This window comes from Rothia sp. HMSC069D01 (genome assembly GCF_001810135.1).
GTDB lineage: Bacteria > Actinomycetota > Actinomycetes > Actinomycetales > Micrococcaceae > Rothia.
Genome location: NZ_KV800076.1, coordinates 1 through 23218, shown reverse-complemented (window position 1 = coordinate 23218; position 23218 = coordinate 1). Strand labels below are relative to the sequence as shown.

The 23218-nt window shown below is 59.7% G+C and carries 16 protein-coding genes and 1 tRNA gene; 10 read left to right on the top strand and 7 right to left on the bottom strand.

From position 1 onward, the window contains the following. The first annotated feature begins 81 nt into the window (after nt 1–81). A tRNA-Pro gene (locus HMPREF2710_RS00160) sits at nt 82–155 on the top strand. Between the two features lie 163 nt (nt 156–318). Here HMPREF2710_RS00160 and HMPREF2710_RS00155 read toward each other — a convergent pair. Beyond that, entirely contained in the window at nt 319–1452 is a 1134-nt protein-coding gene (locus HMPREF2710_RS00155) for a hypothetical protein (protein ID WP_070598887.1), read from the bottom strand. Between the two features lie 377 nt (nt 1453–1829). On the opposite strand from HMPREF2710_RS00155, the gene HMPREF2710_RS00150 reads away from it, so the two are divergent. Together HMPREF2710_RS00150 and HMPREF2710_RS00145 are read left to right on the top strand one after the other, a co-directional pair. Continuing rightward, nucleotides 1830–3332, top strand: coding sequence for a cation:proton antiporter (locus HMPREF2710_RS00150; RefSeq protein WP_070598885.1), 1503 nt, complete (start codon nt 1830–1832; stop codon nt 3330–3332). A gap of 597 nt (nt 3333–3929) precedes the next feature. After that, nucleotides 3930–5489 (top strand): molybdopterin-dependent oxidoreductase, encoded by a 1560-nt coding sequence (locus tag HMPREF2710_RS00145; RefSeq protein WP_049359528.1) that lies wholly within the window; start codon nt 3930–3932, stop codon nt 5487–5489. 213 nt (nt 5490–5702) lie between these two features. Here the strand turns inward: HMPREF2710_RS00145 and HMPREF2710_RS00140 are convergent, their stop codons facing one another. The 3 genes from HMPREF2710_RS00140 to HMPREF2710_RS00130 are packed head-to-tail and all read right to left on the bottom strand — an operon-like array spanning nt 5703 to nt 8795. Then, a complete protein-coding gene (locus HMPREF2710_RS00140) occupies nt 5703–6347 on the bottom strand; it encodes a LutC/YkgG family protein (RefSeq protein ID WP_049359531.1) in 645 nt (214 codons plus the stop codon). Further along, nucleotides 6347–7984, bottom strand: coding sequence for a LutB/LldF family L-lactate oxidation iron-sulfur protein (locus HMPREF2710_RS00135; protein WP_049353896.1), 1638 nt, complete (start codon nt 7982–7984; stop codon nt 6347–6349). Before HMPREF2710_RS00135 ends, HMPREF2710_RS00140 begins: the two co-directional genes overlap by 1 nt. A gap of 16 nt (nt 7985–8000) precedes the next feature. Beyond that, on the bottom strand, nt 8001–8795 hold the full coding sequence (locus HMPREF2710_RS00130) for a (Fe-S)-binding protein (RefSeq protein ID WP_005504630.1): 795 nt from the start codon (nt 8793–8795) through the stop codon (nt 8001–8003). A gap of 843 nt (nt 8796–9638) precedes the next feature. On the opposite strand from HMPREF2710_RS00130, the gene HMPREF2710_RS00125 reads away from it, so the two are divergent. Both HMPREF2710_RS00125 and HMPREF2710_RS00120 read left to right on the top strand, forming a co-directional pair. Then, a complete protein-coding gene (locus tag HMPREF2710_RS00125) occupies nt 9639–11312 on the top strand; it encodes an L-lactate permease (protein WP_070598882.1) in 1674 nt (557 codons plus the stop codon). A 221-nt stretch (nt 11313–11533) separates the two neighbouring features. Continuing rightward, a complete protein-coding gene (locus HMPREF2710_RS00120) occupies nt 11534–12382 on the top strand; it encodes a FadR/GntR family transcriptional regulator (protein ID WP_070542905.1) in 849 nt (282 codons plus the stop codon). A 118-nt stretch (nt 12383–12500) separates the two neighbouring features. On the opposite strand, the gene HMPREF2710_RS00115 is transcribed toward HMPREF2710_RS00120, so the two are convergent. From HMPREF2710_RS00115 to HMPREF2710_RS00105, 3 genes are all read right to left on the bottom strand, one after another. Next, nucleotides 12501–13427 (bottom strand): phosphoribosylaminoimidazolesuccinocarboxamide synthase, encoded by a 927-nt coding sequence (locus HMPREF2710_RS00115; protein ID WP_070598879.1) that lies wholly within the window; start codon nt 13425–13427, stop codon nt 12501–12503. A gap of 176 nt (nt 13428–13603) precedes the next feature. After that, complete coding sequence (gene purD, locus HMPREF2710_RS00110; protein ID WP_070598877.1) at nt 13604–14887, bottom strand: phosphoribosylamine--glycine ligase; 1284 nt, start codon at nt 14885–14887, stop codon at nt 13604–13606. Nucleotides 14888–15041: 154 nt separating this feature from the next. Further along, on the bottom strand, nt 15042–15380 hold the full coding sequence (locus tag HMPREF2710_RS00105) for a PQ-loop repeat-containing protein (protein ID WP_049351963.1): 339 nt from the start codon (nt 15378–15380) through the stop codon (nt 15042–15044). Between the two features lie 440 nt (nt 15381–15820). On the opposite strand from HMPREF2710_RS00105, the gene HMPREF2710_RS00100 reads away from it, so the two are divergent. From HMPREF2710_RS00100 to HMPREF2710_RS00080, 5 genes are all read left to right on the top strand, one after another. Next, entirely contained in the window at nt 15821–16948 is a 1128-nt protein-coding gene (locus tag HMPREF2710_RS00100) for an asparaginase (protein WP_070598876.1), read from the top strand. 2 nt (nt 16949–16950) lie between these two features. Further along, complete coding sequence (locus HMPREF2710_RS00095; RefSeq protein ID WP_141746575.1) at nt 16951–17403, top strand: sterol carrier family protein; 453 nt, start codon at nt 16951–16953, stop codon at nt 17401–17403. 240 nt (nt 17404–17643) lie between these two features. Further along, a complete protein-coding gene (gene purF, locus HMPREF2710_RS00090) occupies nt 17644–19398 on the top strand; it encodes an amidophosphoribosyltransferase (protein ID WP_070598874.1) in 1755 nt (584 codons plus the stop codon). Beyond that, nucleotides 19395–20540, top strand: coding sequence for a phosphoribosylformylglycinamidine cyclo-ligase (gene purM, locus HMPREF2710_RS00085; RefSeq protein ID WP_044150117.1), 1146 nt, complete (start codon nt 19395–19397; stop codon nt 20538–20540). Before purF ends, purM begins: the two co-directional genes overlap by 4 nt. A 635-nt stretch (nt 20541–21175) precedes the next feature. Then, nucleotides 21176–23122: a S8 family peptidase gene (locus HMPREF2710_RS00080; protein ID WP_070598872.1), complete on the top strand. Its 1947-nt coding sequence runs from the start codon at nt 21176–21178 to the stop codon at nt 23120–23122. Nucleotides 23123–23218: the final 96 nt, after the last annotated feature.

Below are 23218 nucleotides of genomic sequence, written 5' to 3'. Positions count from 1 at the left end.
GGCGTGCCGCTGTGTTGCGTTCTGAATTTTTTTGGGTTATCCTAGGTGAGTTGCCTACGGTATTCGCTGATAGGTCAACATCGGGATGTGGCGCAGCTTGGTAGCGCGCGTCGTTCGGGACGACGAGGTCGCAGGTTCAAATCCTGTCATCCCGACAGCTAGCCCCGGTCCACTGGACCGGGGCTTTGTCGTATCCGCAGTATTTCTGTTGCAGACTCCGGCGCAGATTCTGTTGCAGATGTTGAGCACATAGAGGCGACCCCCTACCCGCGCAGGAACGCAGGAAGGGGGTCGCTTTCGTATTGAGTTCAGATTGGGTTAGCCGCGCCCGGAGATGAGGGCGAGAATCGCCTCCAGGGGGCCGCGTCCGGCAATGGAGCGCGCCATGCGCGACCAGAGGGTGCAGAAGCCCAGGGCGATTGCGGCGCCGAGCAGCAGGAAGACGCTCCAGTACACGGCGGTGCCCCAGCCTCCGGTGGCGACGTAGTGCTCGCCCGCAGTGAAAGCCTTGACGGTGGGGCCTGTGTAAATAATGATTCCGCTCAGCACAATGGAGGCGCTCAGCGACATCTGGCCCAGGCGGGCGATGGGGGTGAGCATTCCGGCCTGCGCGGAGAGCAGGCGCGCGCATTCTGCCCAGAAGTAGAGGGTTGCCGCGAGGTTTAGGGTTAGCAGCACCTGCGGGCTGTTGAGGAAGCCGAGCTCGGTGTAGGGGTTGAAGGTGCGGTAGACGGCGAGCGCCAGCACGGCGAGCACTACGGGGATTGCGAGCTTTGCCTGCAGGTTGTCGTAGAGGCGCACGAGCACGATACCCAGGCACATGACCCAGATGAGCTGCGCGCTCTGCGCGTGGTTGACGCCGTGGTTTGCGAGGAACGGCAGCTGGGTAGCGGTCCACTGGTCGGCCCGAGCGGCTACGTCCATGAGGAGGGTGTAGGTCCAGGTGATGAAGGGGCTGGTGACCACCGCTAGCACTGCGATTGCCCACAGGGGCAGGTGCACGACGAGCAGGGTGAGCAGGGTCAGTAGCGCCAGGTGCACGAGCATGTCGAAGGGCAGAGAGTATGCGAAGCCCTGCGCCGGTACGGTCACTCCGGCTTGCGGCAGGTAGGTGGCACCCTGCATGAGTGCCACGCCCAGCAGAAGTAGCGCGAGGAATCGCACGATGGTTCCGGCGAAGAACTGCGGAAAGTTTGCGGTGCAGGCGTAGCGCCAGGCGGCGGCACCCAGGATTGCGGCGAAGAGCGGTTCTGCAGGTACGAGGGTCTGAGGGATCCAGAACTTCCAGGACACTGGGATCAGTTGCAGCCAGTATCCGAAGGGGATGAGCAGGCTGAGCACGGCGAAGGCGCGGGCGAGGTCGAGCCCGAGGTCGCGTCGGGTGCCTCCGAGGGAGGCGGCGCGTACCCCGCTGCTGACGGTGGGGATGGGTTGTGTGCGCCCTACTGCCATGTCCTCGCTCCTTGTAGTGCCGTGTTTGAGAGTCTGTGCGCCCTGCCAGGGGTGTGTTCCCTGACAGGGGATGTGCGCTGCCAGGGTATCTGCCGCGTCCGGTGGTGTGTGCCGGATGCGCTGGCATAGGTGTTAAGTGTAACGGTGGAAGCTGTGTCTGCTCGGGTGGTGGCGCGGAGGTTTTGCTCTCATACCGTGTCTCTGTCGGCTGCTGGCTGGAGCTTCTTGCCCTGTTGGTGATGTTCAAGTGTTGTTGCACGAGGTTGGGTGTGTACCATTGGTACGTTCTTAAAGGTGGGGCAATCCCGCGGGAGCATGATTTCGCTCCTTTTACTGTCCCAAACGCGCCCCACCTGCACACACCACGTTGAGGTTTTATGTTTTCGACTTTTTCCCCGCTTTTCTTGACGGATTTGGGGGCTTCTGGTGCTCTTCTTGCTTCGGGTACGACTCTGTCGGATGGGTCGAGCCACGATAGCGGCCAGTTTGTGTCCATTTTCTGGATTACGTTGGTTGCGTTGCTGTCGCCGATTCTTTCGCGGCTGACGGGTAAGAAGATTCCGGATGTGGTCTTCCTGCTCATTTTTGGTCTGCTCATTGGCCCGAATATGTTCAATCTTGCCAGCAGTGAGGGCGGCATCCCGCTGCTGAAGGAGCTGGGCTTGGGCATGCTCTTTTTGATTGCGGGCTTTGAGATTAACGTGTCGTCGTTGCGTAGCCGTCAGGGCTATAGCGCTATTGCCACCTGGGTTGTGTGCTTTGCCTTGGGTATGGCGGGTGCGGCGGTAATCACGTCGTTCTCGCGTGAGCTGAATACGTATGTTGCGGTGGGTGTGGCGCTGAGTTCTACGGCGTTGGGTACGCTGCTGCCGATGTTGAAGTCTCACGGTGCCGCTGGCACGCCGGTGGGTAATGCGGTGCTGGTGCACGGTGCTGTGGGTGAGCTTCTGCCGATTTTCGCTATTTCGTTGCTGCTGTCTTCGCGTTCGCCGGGTATGGCGTTTGTGGTGCTGCTGGCGTTTATGGTGGTTGCGGTGATTGTGGCGCTGATTCCTCACCGTCTGTTTGCGCATGTGCCGGGTCTGCGTCAGATTATGGCTGCGGAGGCGAATACGACCGGTCAGACGGTTTTGCGTCTTGCGATGTTCCTGCTGGCGACCTTGATTATGTGCACTGCCCTTTTTGATTTGGATGCGGTGCTCGGTGCTTTTGCGGCGGGTCTGATTCTGCGTACTCTGACCCCTCCGGCGGCTTTGCATATGATGACTCGCCGCCTTGAGGTGGTTGGTTTTACGTTCATGATTCCGCTGTTCTTTGTGGTCAGCGGTATGGGTATTGATGTGTCTGCCGTGGTGGCTAAGCCTTTGGGTCTGCTTGCCGTGGTGGTGGGTATTCTGCTGTGCCGTGGTGTTCCGGTGCTTTTGGCGGAGCATTTCTTCGATACCCGTTCGGGGTTGACCACTCGCGCGCAGAAGGCGCAGTTGGCGTTGTATTCGGCTGCGGGTCTGCCGATTATTGTGGCGGTGACGGAGGTTGCGACCAGTTCGGGTCTTCTGGAGGAGTCCACGGCGTCGCTGCTGGTTGCCGGTGGCGCGCTGACGGTTCTACTGTTCCCGCTGTGGGCGTTGGGTATTCGTCAGGCGTTTGGTTCTGCTGGACCGTCTCAGCAGGCGCCGAGCCGTAAGGAACAGATGAATGCTCTGAAGGCTCAGCGTAATGCTCAGACGAAGCTGACTACGGGTATGATTCCGGTGGTTCGTTTGAAGTCTCAGGCTGAATCTGATTCTGTCGAGGTTGAGGTTGCTTCCTGTACTGCGTCTCGGGATGCGGCAAAGAAGCGCAGGGGCTCTGTAGAGAATACGGATGCTGCGCAGAAGTAGCTGCGGCTATGTGGTGGTTCGATCTTTCATGGAATGAACTAGTTTGGACAGGTACCCCGCATACAGTCACAGCAACCTTATGTGGGATTACCTTAATAAAAACCACATAATAACAGGTAGCTACGCTATTCAATTTCACAAGGCATCCCACATATAGGCTCAAAACTCGCCACGCCCTCATCGTAGGGTGTGGCGAGTTTTTGCATCTGAATCTCCTTATAAATCAGGGGGAAGAGGCAAAAAATCCTTAAATTCGGATTTTTTATGCAAATATTACAGAAGATGACGTGTCTTAGCTTTCGCGACTGACACTTTGTCCTATAAAATTGAAAGCACACAGGGTATTTCCCTAAAACACACATAAACCAACATACATGCACAGAGCCGCTTCCGCCCCAGCGGGAGCTGGTGTACCTCCCCATTCACACACGGGAGGCGCCCCTTTCGGGAGTATCCGCGACGATACCCCGGCGGCTCCCAACCACGGAGGAGGATTATATGGGTCAGAAAGGTAATTATTTCTAACCTCACATCTCAAGGCCTCGCACTGAATCCTAACGATTGTCTGCACACACAGTCATTTCCGAAGGAAAAATCATGCACCAACTACTCCTCACCGCGAGCACTGGTGGCGTAGAGCTAGACTTCCCGTCATGGCTCCGAATTACGCACTTCATCAACTTCATTATGATGGGCTTCCTGATTCGTTCAGGTTGGGAAGTTCTCGCCTCTCACCCCCGTCTGTACTGGAACAACCAATGCACCCCGGGTTCCGAGTGGCTCAAGTTCACCAAGGACAAGGTTTCGACTGTCCCCGGTGAGTTCACTGCCCGCGACGACCAGCGTCGACTGTCGCCGCTTATCTCCCTACCCGGTAACGGCCAGATTGGTCTCGGCCGTGCATGGCACGCTCTAGTTACTTTTATCTGGATTGCTAACGGTCTCGTCTACGTCTCCTTGCTATTCCTGACCGGCCAGTGGCGCCGCATCGTCCCGACCAGCTGGGACATCATCCCGCAGGCGTGGGAATCCATCCAGATTTACGCTGGCTTCCAGATTCCCTCCATTGAGCATTTCCAGCCGTACGACGCTCTGCAGCAGATTATGTACTTCACCGTGGTGTTCATTGTGGCACCGCTGATGATTGCAACCGGCCCGATTATGAGCCCGGCATTCTGCGGCCGCTTCCCCGGCTACGTGCGCCTCTTCCGTAACCGCCAGACCGCACGTTCCATCCACTTCCTGGGCATGGCGTTCTACTGCGTCTTCACCGTCATTCACGTGGCGCTGGTGTTCGTGGTTCACCCCCAGTACAACATCGCCCACATGATGCTGAACAAGCCCTACAACGAGGTCGACGCAGCACAGTTCGCTCAGGCAGTCACCATGCTCATTGGCGGCATTGTCTTCGCTGTGGCGCTGTGGCTCTTCGCTTCGTACTGGTCCCTGCGCGACCTGCGATTCACCCAGACCTTCATTTGGGGTCTGACCCAGCCGATTCGTAACGTCCTGCTGGACCGTATCACCTCCCGTCAGGTGCAGAAGAAGACCTTCACCGATGCCGATATTTCGCCCTTCCACTGGGTCAACACTCGCCCGCCGACCGAGCGTGAGAGCACCGAGTGGAACCGTCTGAAGGAGCACGAGTTCGTTGACTACCGCCTCGAGCTGGGCGGCCTGGTGAAGGAATCCAAGTCCCTGAGCATTGACGAGCTCAAGCAGCTGGGCAAGGAAGTCAACATCACCATGCACACCTGCATGCAGGGTTGGACCGGCATTGCCAAGTGGGAGGGTGTACGCCTGCGCGACGTTCTCGCACTGGTCGAGAAGACCGACGAGGCACGCTACGTTATGGTGACCTCCTTCGGCCACGTGGGCCACACCTACGACGGCCGCCCGACCGAACCCTACTACGAGTGCCTGGACATCTCCATGGCAATGGAAGATGAGACCATCCTGGCGTGGGGCATGAACGACAAGCCCCTGCCCGATGTGTACGGTGGCCCGCTCCGTCTGCGTGCGGACTCCATGCACGGCTACAAGATGGTCAAGTGGGTTCAGAAGATCGAGTGGATCAAGGACTACCACGATGTTGGCGATGGCCAGGGCGGTAGCCGCGAGGACTCCGGTCTGCAGCACTTCGACGCACGCGCCTAAGCACCCTCACGGGGCGCTACGACGCTAACCGTCGATACACCACCCTATAAAGCACAGAACGGTGGCGGGTACATGGGCCCGCCACCGTTTTTGCATCCTCATGACTGGTGCATATGCTTCTGAAGACTAGGAGCCTCGAGGGCATAAAGAAACCGCCCGGGAGCCTTAGCTCTCGGGCGGTTTCTTTAGAGGTTTGCCTTCTGGCGCTGCACCTTAAGCGTCGTAGATGATGACGTCCAGGGTACGGGGGCCGTGCACGCCCTCCACGCGGATCAGCTCGATATCACTGGTTGCCGACGGACCGGAAATCATGGTCACGGGGCGGGTGTAGGTGATACGCTCGATCGACTCGGGAACCAGCTCCACCACGGTGGAACGGGGCACCACGCAGATGTGGTGGTCGGGCACCAGGGTGATGGCGCGGCGACCCTCATCGGGGTTGGTGTTCAAGAAGATCGTGCCGGTCTCTGCGCAGGAGACGGTCGAACCGGTCACCACAGCGTCAACTGCGTCCAGTTCCTTCAGGCTCAGGCAGCCGGGTTTGAGGGTGCTACCGGAGTCGGTGACGCGCTTGCGGTCAGCGGTGTCAGCCGGCAGCCACTCCATGTTCAGGCCCTCGGGAACCACGTAGGTGGACTTTTCACCCAGGCGCTCTGCGATGACCTCGGAGATGTTCCCCTTGTTCGCGTGGAACACGTTTGCCTTGTAGTCAATGAGGCGGTCGACGAGCATCTCAATGGTCTGCTCTTCGTTCAGCTCGCTGACGCGGCGGTAGTTACGTACGGGCTCGGGGGCGACGGGTGCGTCAGCCAGGGACGAGCGGATACGTGCGAGGATATCTTCCTTAGCAGAGGACATTAGTTGTTCTCCTTAGCTTCACGGGCTGCCTGGGCGTCCATAGCTGCCTTGGCGTTTGCTGCCGCCTCAGCGACCTTACCCTTGTTTGCCTCGATGAGGGCCTGAATGTCAACGCGCTCAGCGTTATCGCGTGCCGGAGCCTGACCCTTCTCCTTCTTCCACCAGTTGCGGAAAGATTCCTTGGGGGGCTCGGGGATGTCGCGGTAAGCGGTCCAGCCGCTGACGATACCGGGAACAGCGGTGATCTTGTGCTTGCGGCCGCTGATAAGGCGGGACATGGGCAGACCACGCTCTGCAATCGACATCATCTTGCCGGAGGTGAAGAGCTTCTTCGCACCAAGCATCATGCCGTCCATCTGCGAGAAGGGAGCCTTCTTGTTGCCCTCGAACTCGCGGACAGCGTGCTGGGACTCAACATCCTTAGCGCGCAGATGCACGAGGACCTCAGGGAAGTTAATCTTCACGGGGCAAACTTCGTAGCAAGCGCCACAGAGAGAGGATGCGTACGGCAGGGAGTTGTTCTCTGCAGCCTCGATACCGGAGAGCTGCGGGGACAGAATCGCGCCGATGGGGCCCGGGTAGGTGGAGCCGTAGGCGTGACCGCCTGCGCGCTCGTACACGGGGCACACGTTCATGCAAGCGGAGCAGCGGATGCAACGCAGTGCCTGGCGACCCAGCTCGTCGGACAGAACGGCGGTACGGCCGTTGTCGATGAGGATGACGTGCATGTTCTGCGGGCCGTCACCGGGGGTCACACCGGTCCACATGGAGGTGTAGGGGTTCATGCGCTCACCGGTGGAGGAACGGGGCAGCAGCTGCAGGAATGCCTCGTAGTCCTGGAAGGTGGGCAGAATCTTCTCAATACCCATGAAGGTAATGAGGGTGTCGGGCAGGGTCAGGCACATACGGCCGTTACCTTCGGACTCCACGATGGTCAGGGTACCGGTCTCAGCAATACCGAAGTTGGTGCCGGAGACTGCCACGGTGGTGTTCAGGAACTTGTTGCGCAGACGGTTACGCGATGCCTCTGCCAGTTCTGCCGGCTCATCGGTGATGTCCGGGTTAATACCCTCAATTTCGCGCAGGAAGATGTCGCGGATTTCGCGGCGGTTGCGGTGAATTGCGGGCACCAGAATGTGGGAGGGGCGGTCGTGGCCGAGCTGGACGATTTCTTCCGCGAGGTCGGTCTCAATAGCGTTGATGCCGTTTTCCTCGAGGAATTCGTTCAGGCCGGTCTCTGCGGTTGCCATGGACTTAATCTTGATGATTTCGTCCACGCCCTGCTCGCGGATCAGGTCCAGAGCGATCTGGTTTGCCTCGGTGGCGTTGCGTGCCCAGTGCACGTGGCCGCCTGCGGCGGTGAAGTTACGCTCGAACTGTTCGAGTAGCTCGGGCAGGTTCGCCAGAACGTAGTTCTTGACGGACTCACCGGTGTTACGCAGGTCCTGCCAGTCGGGCACCTCTGCGGTGACGCGTGCGCGCTTGTTACGGATCGCGTGGGTCACGAAGCGCAGGTTGGCGCGTAGCTGCTCGTTCTTGAGCTCTTCCTTCGCGTACTTGGGGAAGGGGGTTTCTTCGAAAATGTTGCCCTCGCCGTAGTGAACGACCTTGGGCATACCAAGCTGAATAGCGGTCATGAGGTCTTATCTTTCCTTAGCCGATCGAGAGCTCAACACGCTCGGAGTTAATCTTGAGCGGGTTTTCCTTGGTGGATGCGAGGATCTCAGCGAAGTGGATGGTCTGAACGTCCGAGCCGCGACGCATCAGCGCACCGCCGATGTTCATCAGGCAGGAGCAGTCGCCGCCGGTGCAGACGGAAGCACCGGTTGCTTCAACGTTGTCTGCCTTGTCGTTGACCATTGCGCCGGAGACGTCAGCGTTCTTGAAGGAGAAGGTACCACCGAAGCCGCAGCACTGGTCCATGCCCTCGAGCTGGGTGTACTTGATGCCTTCGACGGTGCGGACCAGGTCCTGCTGGCGGGTGCCCAGGCCGAGCATACGCATACCGTGGCAGGAGCTGTGGTAGGTGACGTGCTCGGGGAAGTAGGAGCCGAGCTGCTCGGCAGCGTTGGTGATGCCCAGGATGTCGATTAGCAGCTGGGAAAGCTCGAAGGTGCGGGAAGCAATCTGCTCTGCCTTCAGAGCCAGCGCTTCGTCGCCGCGGCTACGTGCGACCATTGCCTGCTGGTGACGCAGGGAAGCAACGCAGGAGCCCGAGGGTGCAACAGCAACGTCCCAGTCCCAGGAGTCGAATGCCTCGACGTGGTTCTTGATGACTTCGTAGCCGTCATCGAAGTAGCCGGAGTTGACGTGCATCTGGGAGCAGCAGGTCTGGTTCGGGGGGAAGACAACCTCGTGGCCCAGGCGCTCAAGAATTTCGACGGTGGCGCGTGCTACGCGGGGGTACATGCCGTCAACGATGCACGTGGAGAAGAGTGCAATGCGCATGACTTGTCCGTCCTTTCCTCTGTGTTCAGAGTTTCTCGGTCTCACCGCCTGCGTCTGGGGCAGGCGGGGCACAGTCCGAATAAGTTCGGTCTTCCAAAGAGGCGACTCAGATGTATTGAGTCGGGGAAGCTGGGCCGGTAGGTTCCGGCTGATGTGCGCGCCCCAAGTGGAGGTGGGATGCGGTGGGATCAGAAACCGTGGTGATGTCTTTTATCTTCCTTGCCATTTAACACCGTTGTGCGGCTTTTCTCTAGTCGAAATAGCACATACTTTCCTTGTTAAATAACGGGTTAGGTCACCCTGACCTTAAGGTACACTTCCCTACCTTCCGGTACATGTGACCTCATCTCCCATGCACCCCCCGTAAGACCCCTATATTCTTTTCGCAGATTGAACATTTATCAAACACACAGAAGTGGACCATAAACCCCCTAGAAATCCGCCGTTCTGAAGATTTTATGGTTGTTTTATGGGGCTTTTCCTTTTTAAAACAACATTCTTTTCGGGTATATGCGTCCAAATGAAGACTCTCCCCTGGGTAAACCAATGACCCATACACCCAACTCGTGATGTATCTGAAAATATTCGAGTTTCAGAACCTGGAATTAACTATCAGAACCGCAATATTTCGGCAGTTTCACTGGAAGCGAGCCCAGGTTCCGGTCGCCTTCCACAAAAATGAGTCAGGTCACTTTTGGTGAAACACCACATTATCCGGTACTCTTCTAAACATGCGATCAATGGTCTGACCACATCCCCATGCAGGGAACAATGACTCGTTCCCCACAGAATTATCTATGGTCTGACCACATACAAGACACACCCTGAACCAAAGGAGTTCCAGTGGAAACTTATACCGCTGTAACCAATGCAGTGGGAGGTAGCCTCGGCCTCAGCGCACTCGTGGCAACCATTCCCCTCCTCACCTTCTTCGTGATGCTACTGGGCGTCAAGGCACGCGCTCACTGGTCCGCACTCGTGGCACTGGCAGCATCTATCCTCGTAGCAGTCCTGGGCTTCCACATGCCCGCTGACCTCGCCGGTCTGAGCGCCATCCGCGGTGGCATCTACGGCCTGGTCATCTGCTGGGTGATTCTGGGAGCCATCTGGTTCTACCAGATCACCGTCCTTTCCGGCCGCTTTGAAGATCTGCGCCGCGTCTTCGACCGCCTCGGCGGCGGCGACCTGCGCATCCAGGCTATCCTCATCGCATTCTGCTTCGGCGGTCTGCTCGAGGCACTGGCTGGCTTCGGCGCTCCCGTTGCAATTACCGCAACCATGATTCTCTCCCTGGGCGTTAAGCCCCTTAAGGCTGCTGTCACCGTTCTGATCGCTAACACCGCACCCGTGGCATTCGGCGCAGTTGCTGTCCCGATTACCACCGCAGCTGACGTCGGCGGCAAGGACCCACACGTTATCGCAACCATCGTTGGTCACCAGGCTCCGTTCCTGGCAATGCTCGTTCCCCTCATCCTGCTCGTCATCCTCGACGGCATGCAGGGCCTGAAGGACGCTTGGCTGCCCGCACTGGTCATCGGCATTTCCTTCGCAATCGCACAGTGGGTCACCGCTGCTACCCCCGCATACAACCTGACCGACGTTGTTGCTTGCATCGTCTCCATGGGCGTTGCTGTGATCTTCCTGCGGTTCTGGAAGCCCCGCGGCGTCGCAGGCGTTCGTGAGCGCTACGGTCTGCCCGCACAGTCCGAAGAGAAGGAAGCTCTGCCCGCAGTTCGCGTCTGGATGGCACTGCTGCCCTACGTCATCGTTGTCGCAATCTTCGGTATTGCTAACCTGCACGCCGGCCTGAAGGCATGGCTGAAGAGCTTCGTCATCAAGATTGACATCCAGGCTCTGAGCTCCCGCCTCGTCACCGCTGACGGCAAGCCCGTCAAGGACGCTGTCTACAACTTCGCGTGGATGTCCAACCCCGGCACCCTGCTGATCATCTCCGGCCTGGTTGTTGCTGTTATCTACTTCTTCTTCAACGAGAAGGGCCGCTACGCCTTCAAGTTCCCGGCAATCTTCACCGAATTCGGTTCCGTTGTCTACCGCATGCGCTGGTCCATCCTGACCATTGCTTCGGTTCTGGCACTGGCATACGTCATGAACTTCTCCGGTCAGACCATTGCTATGGGTACCTACCTGGCAGGCCTGGGCACCGTCTACGCGTTCCTCGCACCGGCTCTGGGCTGGATCGGTACCGCTGTGACCGGTTCGGACACCAGCGCCAACGCACTGTTCGCCAAGCTGCAGGTGTCTGCTGCTGAGAACCTGCAGCACGCAGGTATCCACGGCGCAACCCCCGAGCTCATGCTGGCTGCTAACACCACCGGTGGTGTGGTCGGTAAGATGATCTCCCCGCAGTCGCTGGCTATTGCTGCTACCTCCGTGGACATGGAAGGCAAGGAATCCGACATCCTCAAGGCTGTCCTCCCCTGGTCCTTCGCTATGCTCGTGGTCGTCTGCATCCTGGTCTTCCTGCAGACCAACGTGCTGTCCTTCATGATTCCCTAATCTGAAGCTCAGGTTTTAGAGAGTTCCTGAAGCATCCGCTTCACGAACAGTAGGACATTCGCCCCGGTTTGACCGGAGGCCACAGCGGGGCGGCGTACCTTTCCGGTATCGCCGCCCCGCTTTTTATGCCCCTTATGACTCGATAGGTTGCCCCAATAGTTTGGGAGAACATGCTGAGTCGAGACTTCTTTTCGTTATCCGCCTCGTTATCAGGAGAGAGTATGCCTCGTTCTTTTGACGACACCCAGCCTGCAGAGGCGCCCCCTGTGGTTGAGCGCCAGCCGATTCTGGCGGACCGCAGCTACAGCATCATTCTGGAGACCTTTGAGCGGCGCCTGCGCCTGGGTGAGTTGCGTGTGGGCGATAAGCTCCCCTCCGAGCGTGAGCTGGCGGCACGGCACGGTATCTCCCGCCCCTCGGTCCGTGAGGGTTTGAGGGTTCTGAACGCGCTGGGTCTGATTCGTTCCAGCACGGGTTCGGGACCGAAGTCGGGCGCGATTATCATTTCTGAGCCGTCGGATGCGCTCAGCTGGGCGCTGCGCATGCACATTGCGACCCGTAGCCTGCCGGTGAAGGACGTTGTCTCAACCCGCTTGCTGCTGGAGGGCCCTGCGGCGCGTGCGGCAGCTGCCGCGCCGGACACTCCGGAGCGTGCGGCGGCGCTGGAGCGGGCGCGCGTGCATCTGGCAGAGATGGATGAGCAGATCAGCGATGAGCGCTTCCACTTCTGCGATACGCGTTTTCACTATGAGCTGTCGAAGCTCGGCGGCAATATTGTGCTTGATACGGTTATTGACTCTCTGCACATGGCGACGATGAGCTATGTGCAGGAGGCAGTTCCTTTCTTGAAGGATTGGGAGGCGGTCAAGCGCACGTTGCAGCAGCAGCATTACGGCATTATTGAGGCGATTACCTCTCACGATGAGCAGGCGGCCTATGAGCGGGTGTGCGAGCACATTACGTGGTTTTATTCGCTGTCTGACCGTGCTGCGGAAGAGCGGGCGCGGCAGCATCCGGCGCGGGATATTCTGCACGAGGATTTGTGCCACGAGAACATTCACGCCGGCTAGGATGTGCCACTCAACCTCATAACCCCACATAGCTAAAGGGCGGTGCCCCGGAAGAATGACCTTCCGGGGCACCGCCCTTTAGCTATCTCAAAGACTTATTCGGTCCGAAATATTGAGTTTAGAACTTCGTGCCGGTCAGACGCTCATACGCCTCAACGTAACGGGCACGAGTCTTCTCCACAACCTCCTCAGGCAGGTGCGGCACGTTATCCGAACCGTCCCAACCCGCTTCCGGGGAACGCAGCCAGTCACGCACATACTGCTTATCAAAGCTCGGCTGCGCACGACCCGGCTCATACTGCTGCGCGTCCCAGAAACGCGAAGAATCCGGGGTCAGAACCTCATCACCCAGGGTAATCTCGCCGCGGTACGAATCAGTACCGAACTCCATCTTGGTATCCGCCAGAATAATGCCCTGCTCACGAGCAATCTTCTCCGCAGTGGTGTACAGGCTCAGGCTCAGCTCCTCCAGGCGCTCACCCACCGGCTGACCAACCTCAGCGTACAGCTCCTCACGGGTCACCAGCTCATCATGCTCACCCACCTCAGCCTTACCGGTCGGAGTGAAAATCGGGGTGTCCAGGCGGGAACCATCCACCAGGCCCGCAGGCAACTTTACACCAGCAATCTCACCGGTCTCGTTATACGCCGCCAAGCCCGAACCAGTCAGGTAACCGCGCACAATGCACTCCACCGGGAACATGTTCAGCGAACGGCAAATCATCGCGCGACCAGCCACAACATCCGGAACATCAGTGGACAGCACATGGTTCGGAACCTGCTTAAGCTGCTCAAACCACCACAGGGACATCTGAGTCAGAATCTTGCCCTTATCCGGGATCTCGGTGGGCAGAATACGGTCAAAAGCGCTAATACGGTCCGAAGCAACAACCATGACCGAACCGGCACGCAGCTCAGCGTCATCATTGACGGTCAAGCCGGTAGCATCAAAACGTTCCTCATTCGGAACATACAGGTCGCGGACCTTGCCGGAATAAATGTGAGTCCAGCCCGGGATTTCCACGGGGTTAGAACGAGAAGTCATGAGAATTTCTCCTGATGAGGTGGTGTGATGTGGATGCAAAAAGTCTGTGTAATTACAATACCGCGACAGGCGCGGCTCCCGATAGTGCCAATCAGGCATCAATACGGCACAATCTTGAGGCAAAGAAGCGACCGGCTCCCCCACCCTCAAGCGGGAAAGCCGGTCATATTAAGGTTTTAACCGCGCGGAGCGGGAATGTGGATGCGGTTCTCCACAGCCTTCAACGCGATATCGGTACGGTACTGCGCGCCAGCCCAAGAGATAGCGCGAACACCCTCGTAGGCGGCGTTACGGGCAGCAGCCAGGTCATCGCCGAGAGCAACAACAGCCAGCACACGACCGCCAGCAGTCAGCACACCCTCCTCGGATGCGGCAGTACCCGCGTGGATCACGTGCACGCCCTCCAGAGCGTTCGCCTCGTCCAGACCTGAGATGACGTCACCCTTGCGGGGAGTGTCCGGGTAGTTCTCAGCAGCCATGACCACGTCCACCGCGGTGCGGGGATCCCACTCCAGCTCGGTACCCTCAGAAATTTCACCGCGAGCAGCCGCACGCAGCAGCTGACCCAGCGGGGTGCGCAGACGCGCCAGAACCGCCTGGGTTTCGGGGTCGCCAAAGCGGGCGTTGAACTCGATAACGCGCACGCCGCGGCTGGTCACAGCCAGGCCGCAGAAGAGCACGCCCACGAACGGGGTGCCGCGCTCAGCCATACGAGCCACGGTCGGGCGTGCAACCTTCTCCACGACCTCCTGCACGAAGCCCTCGGGCAGCCAGGGAAGCGGGGTGTAGGCGCCCATACCGCCGGTATTCGGGCCCTCATCGTTGTCAAAAATGCGCTTGAAGTCCTGAGCCGGGGACAGCGGCAGAACGTTCTTACCGTCAGAAATGACGAAGAGGGACACCTCGGGGCCGTCCAGGAACTCTTCGATGACCACGGTACCGCCAGCGTTGAAGCAAGCCTGAGCGTGCTCCAGTGCTGCGGTGCGGTCCTCGGTCACCACAACGCCCTTACCTGCTGCCAGGCCGTCGTCCTTCACCACATAGGGTGCACCGAACTCGTCCAGTGCCGCCTGCGCCTCAGCGGCGTTCGTTGCCACGTAAGCGCGGGCAGTCGGCACGGAAGCCTCTTCCATGACCTGCTTAGCGAAAGCCTTAGAACCCTCCAGCTGTGCAGCAGCTGCGGAGGGGCCGAAAACATCAAAACCCGCCTCACGCAGCGCGTCAGAAACACCGGCGACCAGGGGCGCCTCCGGGCCAATAACGACCAGGTCGGCGTTCAGTTCGCGTGCCAGGGCGGTTGCCTGAGCGGGATCATTTGCGTCAATTGCGTGGACGGGAACATCCTGGGCAATGCCGGCGTTGCCGGGGGCGCTGTGCACCTCAGTTACCTCAGGGTCGCGCAGAAGCGCTCGGATAATTGCATGTTCGCGGCCGCCGGGGCCCAGTACCAAAACCTTCATGCTATTCAGGGTACCCGCTATCACGCTAAAAATGTGAGCTGGGAACACTAAAAATGCGGCTCTTCTCATCTAGCGGCACGCTCAAAAGAATGCCTATCAGAGAAGAACCGCATCGGGTGAGTATTCACCACAACATAGGTGGCTTTGATTCGGGTTAAACCAATGCTGTCACAGCCGCAAGACCACCAAAAACAATGCCGGGGGCATTAGCGATGACAATTGGTATGTCCTTCTTGGGGCGCCACAGGCCGTACAGCAACCATAGAGTGCAGTTTATAGCGGCTACCAGGGGCTGAATCCAGTCGCCCTTGTGACCGTTCAGGTTACCGATAATCTGCGGGAAGTAGAAGACATACATGAGCACGGCAGTAATCGAAGCGACTCGCGCAAGAATGGGGAAAAACTTGGCGTGAAATTCAGATTCAGCGCTCATGCCGCTTTTTTCTGCGGTGTTCTTAGGGGTGGTGGAAGAAGAGTTGTTCTGCTCTGCCATAAAATTACCTATTTCTGATGATCTAGTGTGCGTATTATCTGGTGCTGTCGTTCTCGCAAACAGTGGAGACGTAGATGATGGGAGGATCTGTTCTAGGTGGCTCCAGGATAGGTGGCGCTAGGATACATGGCGCTAGGAAGGGGCCGCTCCCATGTTGATGAGGCATGTGCAGACCTCTACGGGCATACTCCACGAATATTCTATTCTCCCCCATGCTAAAGATATAACCCCTACCGCCAATTAATATGAGAGGTATCACATATACAGCTCACTGTCGGTCAAAAAATATCACATAAACATCCAAAAATAAGGATGAATCCGCCCCACCCTTACAAGCAACGTTCTGCACGGAAATATTTGCGGGGATACCATTCTGAGCCGCCCTATACGCGTAAAACCGCGTACATAAGGCAGAACAATACACCCCTTAAACTAGAAGAATGACCAACAGCACCACCCCACAGGCAACCACTCACACCACCGACCACAGCAGCGCCTTCGACGTAGAACTCGCGCAGCTCACCCGCAACAACTTCATTGAGGCACGCCACCGCGGCCGCCTCATCCTGCTGGGCCCCGACGGCGATGTACAGCTTGCCCTCGGTGATATTCACGAGCCCTTCTACCTGCGCTCCGCCGCCAAACCGCTGCAGGCCATCGGATCCATGAAGGCGGGCGCGCCCCTGCGCGGCTCCCAGGTCGCCATCGCCTGCGGCTCGCACCGCGGCACCTTCGAGCAGATGCGCGCCGTGCAGGACGTACTCACCCAGGGCAGCACCGAAACCAACCCGCTCACCCCGGCAAACCTGGCGCTCAAGCCCACGCTCCCCTCCGACAAGCAGGCACGCCAGGCAATGGTTCAGGCGAACCTTGCCGCTACTACCCTGGCGCACCCCTGCTCCGGCAAGCACGCCGCATTCCTGTGGGCGTGCACCGCCAAGCTCGAGCGCGGCGACCTCGAAGAGGGCTCGCAGAACTGGACCCTGCACAACTACCTCGACCCCGCGCACCCGCTGCAGCAGGTCATCACCGAAGAAATTGAGGCGTTCACCGGCGAGCCCGTAGCCGCCATCGGCGTTGACGGCTGCGGTGCGCCCGTGCACGCCGTTTCCCTGGCCGGTGCCGCACGCGCATACTCGACCCTCGGTGCGGCAATCCGCAACCTCGGTGCGGATGCGCGCGCCTCCACGGTCGCAACCGCCATGGTGGACTACCCCGAGCTGATTCAAGCGCCCGGCTCCCCCGACACCGTGCTCAGCGAAGAACTGGACGCGATCGTCAAGGGCGGCGCGGAGGGCGTGCTCTGCATTGGTCTGCGTTCGGGCGCATCCGTGGTGGTGAAGATGAGCGACGGTTCGCACCGCGCCATGTACGCCGTGGCTCTGCGCGTTCTCGCCGCTGGCGGCTACCTGAGCGCCGAGGATTGCGAGCGCCTACTTGCGCTGGTGGTTCACCCGGTGACCGGCGGCTACGTGGACGGCAAGCCGGTTGAGGTGGGCGAGCTGCGCGTGCATGAGGAGCTTTTCACCCGCGAGGATTTGGCTCCCGGCGCCGCGGAAGAGGACTAGTCGTGGCGATTCGACGTAAAACCTCCGAAGCAGACGGCATGGCGGCGGTACGCGAAGTGCGTGCCTTCTTTGAGGCGCAACCGGCGGCAGTCGGCGAGCCTGCAGATGTGCAGGCCCGAGGCGAGTACCTGCTGAACAGCGCCGAGGTGGAGCAGGCGTTTGCCGCGCTCCCCCGCTCGGTGCGTGCGACCTTTGTGCGCTTCACCCTGGAGGAGCTTGCGACCCTCGCCCCCGGCAATAGCGTGGAGGTGCGTGTACCCCCGCTGGGCGTGACCCAGTGCGTGGCGGGTCCTCGCCATACGCGCGGCACTCCCCCGTCCGTTGTGGAGGCGCGCCCGCTCGTGTGGGCGGCGCTGGTTCTGGGTGCCTGTTCGTGGGCGCAGGCGGTGAGTGCCGGTGCGCTGGATGCGTCGGGTGAGCGTAGTGACCTTTCGGGTTTGTTGCCGCTCTTCTAGAATTCGCTACGAGCTCACAGGTCCACGCAGTTTTCGTGATTTGGCGTGTTTGGTGCCTGTTCTAGTGGTCCATCCTGAGGTATTTAGCGTATCTTTCACCGCATCGGCCCCGAAACCCGGTACACTTTTAAAGGTCTGGTGTATGCTACCGCACACACAGGCAGGTGCGAGTACAGAAACACACGTCCGTCTTGCGCCTGCGCAGACGCATCCGCAGTCCCATCGTCGAAAAGAAGTGAATTGATTCGCCCCGACGGAAAACTCACTCACGACCTCGATCCAATTGACCACGGCCCCAAGGACGCCTGCGGCGTCTTCGGTGTCTGGGCTCCCGGCGAGGACGTGGCAAAGCTAACCTACTACGGCCTGTACGCGCTCCAGCACCGCGGCCAGGAATCAGCAGGTATCGCAACCAGTAACGGCAAACGCATCCACGTGTACAAAGATATGGGACTGGTCTCCCAGGTCTTTGACGAAGCCACCCTCAGTTCCATGCCCGGCGACCACGCTATCGGCCACGCCCGATACTCCACCACCGGCGCATCCCACTGGGCTAACGCACAGCCGACTCTCGGTACCACCCCGCACGGCACGCTCTGCCTGGCGCACAACGGTAACCTCACCAACTCGGCAGACCTCTACGAGCGTCTGATTGAAAAGAACGGCGGCAAGCCCCCCAAGCACGGCGAACTCGCCCAGGGCAACACCACCGACACCGCACTCGTCACCGCCCTGCTGGCGGAGCACGACTTCGACTCCCTCGAAGAAGCAGCACTCGACCTATTGCCGACCCTTCGCGGTGCTTTCTGCCTCACCTTCATGGATGAGCACACTCTCTACGCTGCACGCGACCCGCAGGGTGTACGCCCCCTCGTGCTCGGTCGTCTGGAGCGTGGCTGGGTTGTCGCATCCGAAACCGCGGCACTTGATATTGTCGGTGCGTCCTTCGTGCGTGAAGTGGAGCCCGGCGAGCTCATCACCATTGATGAGAACGGTCTGCGTTCCCAGCGTTTCGCAAAAGCTAAGCCCGCCGGTTGCGTCTTCGAGTACGTTTACCTCGCTCGCCCGGACACCACCATCTCCGGCCGTAGCGTCTACGAATCCCGCGTAGAAATGGGCCGTCAGCTTGCCCGCGAACACGCTGTTGAAGCTGACCTGGTCATGCCCACTCCCGAATCCGGTGTTCCGGCTGCTATTGGTTACGCCGAAGAGTCCGGCATTCCCTACGGTAACGGCCTGGTCAAGAACGCCTACGTGGGCCGAACCTTCATTCAGCCCTCGCAGACTATCCGCCAGCTCGGTATTCGACTCAAGCTGAACCCGCTCAAGTCTGTGGTTGCCGGTAAGCGCCTCGTCGTTATTGACGATTCCATTGTTCGCGGTAACACTCAGCGTGCCCTCGTGCGTATGCTCCGCGAAGCTGGCGCGAAGGAAGTGCACGTGCGCATCTCCTCCCCGCCCGTGAAGTGGCCTTGCTTCTACGGTATTGACTTCGCCTCCCGTGCGGAGCTGATCGCTAACGGCCTGTCCGTGGACGAAATCGCTTCCTCCCTGGGTGCCGATTCGCTCGGCTTCATCTCTCAGGACGGCATGATGGCAGCCACCGAGCAGCCCGCCGAAAACATGTGCACCGCATGCTTCACCGGCAAATACCCGATTGAGTTGCCGAGTGAGGAACGACGCGGCAAGTCCCTCTTCGACTCCGCGGAGAAGGGCAAGGGCGGACCCCTCGCCGGCAAGGCAGCTGAGGTAACCGTGGAGCGCCCCGTCCCCTCCAAGCCTGAGCATGCTGAGGCCGTCTCCATTGAGACCCGCGAAGGCACCGAAACTCTCGAAACGAAGTTCGACCCTTCCGCAGTACAGGTTGCCGCAGACGACGCCGGTATGGGCATGTGCAACCCCGGCCCCGACGCCGACCTCGAGGCATTGCTCACCGAGCAGGACCGCATCCCCGCAAACTCCTCCGCTACCGCTACCCCGAAGGAATCCTCATGAGCGAGAACACCACCACCGTAACCTACGCGAGCGCAGGTGTTGACGTAGAGGCTGGCGATCGCGCCGTTGAGCTGATGAAGGGCGCTATCAAGGCGACCCACAACTCCTCCGTCGTTGGTGGCGTGGGCGGCTTCGCGGGCCTGTACGACGTCTCCGAGCTGGTTAAGTACCGCAAGCCCTACCTGGCTACCTCCACCGACGGTGTGGGCACCAAGGTTGCCATTGCTCAGGCCCTGGATATTCACGACACCATCGGTTACGACCTGGTTGGCATGGTTGTAGACGATATCGTGGTTTGTGGCGCCAAGCCCCTGTTCATGACCGACTACATTGCCACCGGCAAGGTCGTTCCCGAGCGCATCGCCGATATCGTGCGCGGTATCGCTGGCGCATGTGCACAGGCCGGTACCGCCCTGGTTGGCGGCGAGACCGCCGAGCACCCCGGCCTGCTGGCCGAGGACGAGTACGATGTCGCCGGTGCCGCAACCGGTCTGGTTGAAGCGGACGAGCTGCTCGGCCCGGACCGTGTGCGCGAGGGTGACGTGCTGATTGCCATGGCCTCCTCCGGTATTCACTCCAACGGCTACTCCCTGGTCCGCAAGGTCCTGAACGTAGCCGGCTGGGGCCTGGAGCGCCAGGTGGACGAGCTGGGTCGCACCATCGGTGAGGAGCTACTCGAGCCCACCCGCGTGTACGCGGCGGACTGCCTGGATCTGGCGGCGGCATTCCCCGTCAACGGTGAGGACGGCACCACCGGTAGCGGTGTGCGCGGCTTCTCTCACGTGACCGGCGGCGGCCTGGCTGCCAACCTGGCTCGCGTTCTGCCCCAGGGCCTGGAGGGTCGCGTGGACCGCTCCACCTGGCAGATTCCTGCAATCTTCTCCCTGATCGGTTCGCTGGGCAACGTGCCCCTGGCCGATCTGGAGCGCACCCTGAACCTGGGCGTGGGCATGATTGCTATCGTTGATCCCTCCGTGGCTGAGGCCGCTACCAAGCGCCTGAACGACCGCGGCATCCCCTCCTGGATTATGGGTGACGTTGTTGCCGCTGGCGAGCCCGAGGCAAACAGCGCGGACTACATTCAGGGCGCTAAGGGCGTGGACGGCGGCGCGGTTCGCCTGCTGGGCTCCTACGCTTCCTAAGGACGCTTTCTCCAGTAGGTAGCGAGCGCCAGCTTGCTGGTGCTGATGATTCTATAGACCGGGGCGGTCACCCATGCGGTGGCCGCCCCGGTCTTTGTGTGTCTACCGGCGGGGCGTGCTGTCCCGTGTGTTTGATGCCAGCTTTTTATTTATTTTCACGCGTATTTCAGGCTATTTTTATTTTTTGCTATCAACTGCATTTTTAATGCATTCTAGTGCTTACACCACAGTGTTAAAACATTTATTTCTCTCCCCTGTCAGCAAGAGGTGCCGCATATCCTGCCTCGTATACTCCAACCCTCAAGCTTTACTTACATAAACCCTCAACCATTGGGCACTATTCAGCCTCCAGAGGTTGATTTTCTGCACATTAACCCATGGAAACTGCTTTAAAAATCCCTAAAGCATACCTTGAGGTGATACCTTAGAAATGTACGTTGCACAGCGTCCAAAAAGAGTTCTTCCGGTACGCAAAAAAGGGTCAAAGAAATACTATTCCCTCACCCCCTTTCTGCACTTCAGCGCGCCCAAAAACAGACCCCTTTGCCGCCCCGTAAAAACAAGCCGAACATAGGCCGAACGCACCCGTACACATCACACAGTCCACACCAACACACCTACATCAGGAGAACCAGATGAGGCTTCCATACTTCGGCGCGCAGCGCACCGAAACACCTCCTCGCCCCTGCACCGATAACCGCCGCCGCAAGCGCCCCGCACACGCAGCCATGAGCCTGCTCGCCGCCGGCGCGCTCCTCTTCGGAGGCGACTTGCCCGCCGTCCTCGCGCAGGCACCCAGCGACGAAGCCATCCTGGCAGCAGCTCAGGCGGCACCCCAGATTGAAGGCCCCGTCAGCCCCTTAACCCTCACACGCAACGGCGTAGCACGCCCCACCACCCCCACCGCGGCGGCACCCGGCACGCTCCCCCAGCAGAACTTCGACCGATTCATCGTCACCTACACCAACGAAGCCAAGCAGCGCAAAATGCTGCGCGACGGCGAGTGGGACGCAGTCCGCGGCATCGTTGACGACATCATGGACACCGTCGACGTCGTCAGCGAAGCACTGAACGTCGACACCAAGTTCCTGCACAACACCTCCACCGATGACGCCGTCATCCAGACCTCCAAAACCCTCAACAAAAACGAGGCGAAGGAGTTCATGGCGAAGGTCGCCTCCGACCCGGACGTAGCCTCCGTCGAGCCCGACTACATCAACTACCCCGCCGCAGAGGGCGACATCACCTTCCAGTTCAACGACCCGCAGTACAGCAAGCAGTGGAACCTCACCAACCCCACCACCGGCGTTCAGAACACCGGTAACGCGCGCCTGCGCCGCGGCGCAAACGTGAAGGTCGCCGTACTTGACACCGGCTACGTGCCGCACCCCGACCTGGTTACCGGCATGGCGAACGGCTACGACTTCGTCAGCGACCCGCTCAGCGCCCGCGACGGCGACGGCCGCGACCCCAACCCCAGGGATGAAGGCGACTACGCACCCTACAACCTTTGCAAGGACCAGGCGAACGCCCACACCTCCACCTGGCACGGCACCAGCGTTGCTGGCATTATCGGTGCCCGAGGCAATAACCGCATGGGCATCGTCGGCGTTGCCGACCTCGCCCGCGTGCAGCCCGTGCGCGTACTGGGCCGATGCGGTGGCCGCACCTCAGACATTGCCGACGCCATCATCTGGGCTGCTGGCGGACACGTTGACGGAGTACCGGACAACGCCTCCCCCGCCAAGATTATCAATATGTCCATCGGCACCGTAACCACGTGCCCCGCCGCGTACCAGCGCGCCATCAACATTGCACGCTCCAAGGGCGCAATCGTGGTCGCCGCGGCAGGTAACGGCAACACGGAGGCGTCCAAGTACGCGCCCGCCAACTGCATGGGCGTCATCACGGTTGGTGCAACCACCAAGGCTGGCACGCGAGCATCATTCTCGAACTACGGCACGAGGGTTAACATCTCGGCACCGGGTGAAAACATCCTCACCCTGTCCATGAACAGCCTCGACCGCCCTGATAACACTAAGTTCAGCTACGACTATGAGAGCGGCACCTCCATGTCGGCACCGCACGTCTCCGCTCTGCTGGCGCAGCAGCTGGTCAACGGCACCTCCATGACCACCAAGCAGGTCGAGGAGGCGTTCACCCTCGCGGGGGGAAACCGCATCAAGTGCGATAAGTATTTCTGCAGCCGAGGTATTATCAACAGCTTCAACCTGGCTAAAAAGGCTGGAAACCTGGACGCGAACGGCAGGGTGACCTACCTGCGACCGCGCAAGACCATCAAGGTAATCTCTAAGGGACTGAGCGCAGGCGCATCTAACACTAAGATTGCCGATAGAGCCGCCACCGACGAGGCAGCCGAAGCAACCGCAGAAGCTCTCACGGCAGGAGCCAACGGCGAGAGCCTCACCGGTGACTACGACCGGATTCCCGGCGCTCCCGCCATGGAAATCCCCGAAGATGCCCAGGTCTACGACCTGAACGGTGACGCCGAACCCATCGCCCAGGACGAACCGCTGGTCACCAACCCCGCGCAGAAGCCCCGCGAGGTCAATGAACAATAAGCTATCTGCTACCGACACCCCATCAGGCCCAGTCGACAGCGCATAGTAAAAGCCCCCGCTGAGAGAATGAACTGCCTCCCGTTTCTTGGACAACAA

What these genes read in the sequence shown, in the direction of transcription:
- HMPREF2710_RS00155 (WP_070598887.1), bottom strand. Translation starts at nt 1,452, where the DNA reads ATGGCAGTAGGGCGCACACAACCCATCCCCACCGTCAGCAGCGGGGTA.
- HMPREF2710_RS00150 (WP_070598885.1), top strand. Translation starts at nt 1,830, where the DNA reads ATGTTTTCGACTTTTTCCCCGCTTTTCTTGACGGATTTGGGGGCTTCT.
- HMPREF2710_RS00145 (WP_049359528.1), top strand. Translation starts at nt 3,930, where the DNA reads ATGCACCAACTACTCCTCACCGCGAGCACTGGTGGCGTAGAGCTAGAC.
- HMPREF2710_RS00140 (WP_049359531.1), bottom strand. Translation starts at nt 6,347, where the DNA reads ATGTCCTCTGCTAAGGAAGATATCCTCGCACGTATCCGCTCGTCCCTG.
- HMPREF2710_RS00135 (WP_049353896.1), bottom strand. Translation starts at nt 7,984, where the DNA reads ATGACCGCTATTCAGCTTGGTATGCCCAAGGTCGTTCACTACGGCGAG.
- HMPREF2710_RS00130 (WP_005504630.1), bottom strand. Translation starts at nt 8,795, where the DNA reads ATGCGCATTGCACTCTTCTCCACGTGCATCGTTGACGGCATGTACCCC.
- HMPREF2710_RS00120 (WP_070542905.1), top strand. Translation starts at nt 11,534, where the DNA reads ATGCCTCGTTCTTTTGACGACACCCAGCCTGCAGAGGCGCCCCCTGTG.
- HMPREF2710_RS00115 (WP_070598879.1), bottom strand. Translation starts at nt 13,427, where the DNA reads ATGACTTCTCGTTCTAACCCCGTGGAAATCCCGGGCTGGACTCACATT.
- purD (WP_070598877.1), bottom strand. Translation starts at nt 14,887, where the DNA reads ATGAAGGTTTTGGTACTGGGCCCCGGCGGCCGCGAACATGCAATTATC.
- HMPREF2710_RS00105 (WP_049351963.1), bottom strand. Translation starts at nt 15,380, where the DNA reads ATGGCAGAGCAGAACAACTCTTCTTCCACCACCCCTAAGAACACCGCA.
- HMPREF2710_RS00100 (WP_070598876.1), top strand. Translation starts at nt 15,821, where the DNA reads ATGACCAACAGCACCACCCCACAGGCAACCACTCACACCACCGACCAC.
- purM (WP_044150117.1), top strand. Translation starts at nt 19,395, where the DNA reads ATGAGCGAGAACACCACCACCGTAACCTACGCGAGCGCAGGTGTTGAC.
- HMPREF2710_RS00080 (WP_070598872.1), top strand. Translation starts at nt 21,176, where the DNA reads ATGAGGCTTCCATACTTCGGCGCGCAGCGCACCGAAACACCTCCTCGC.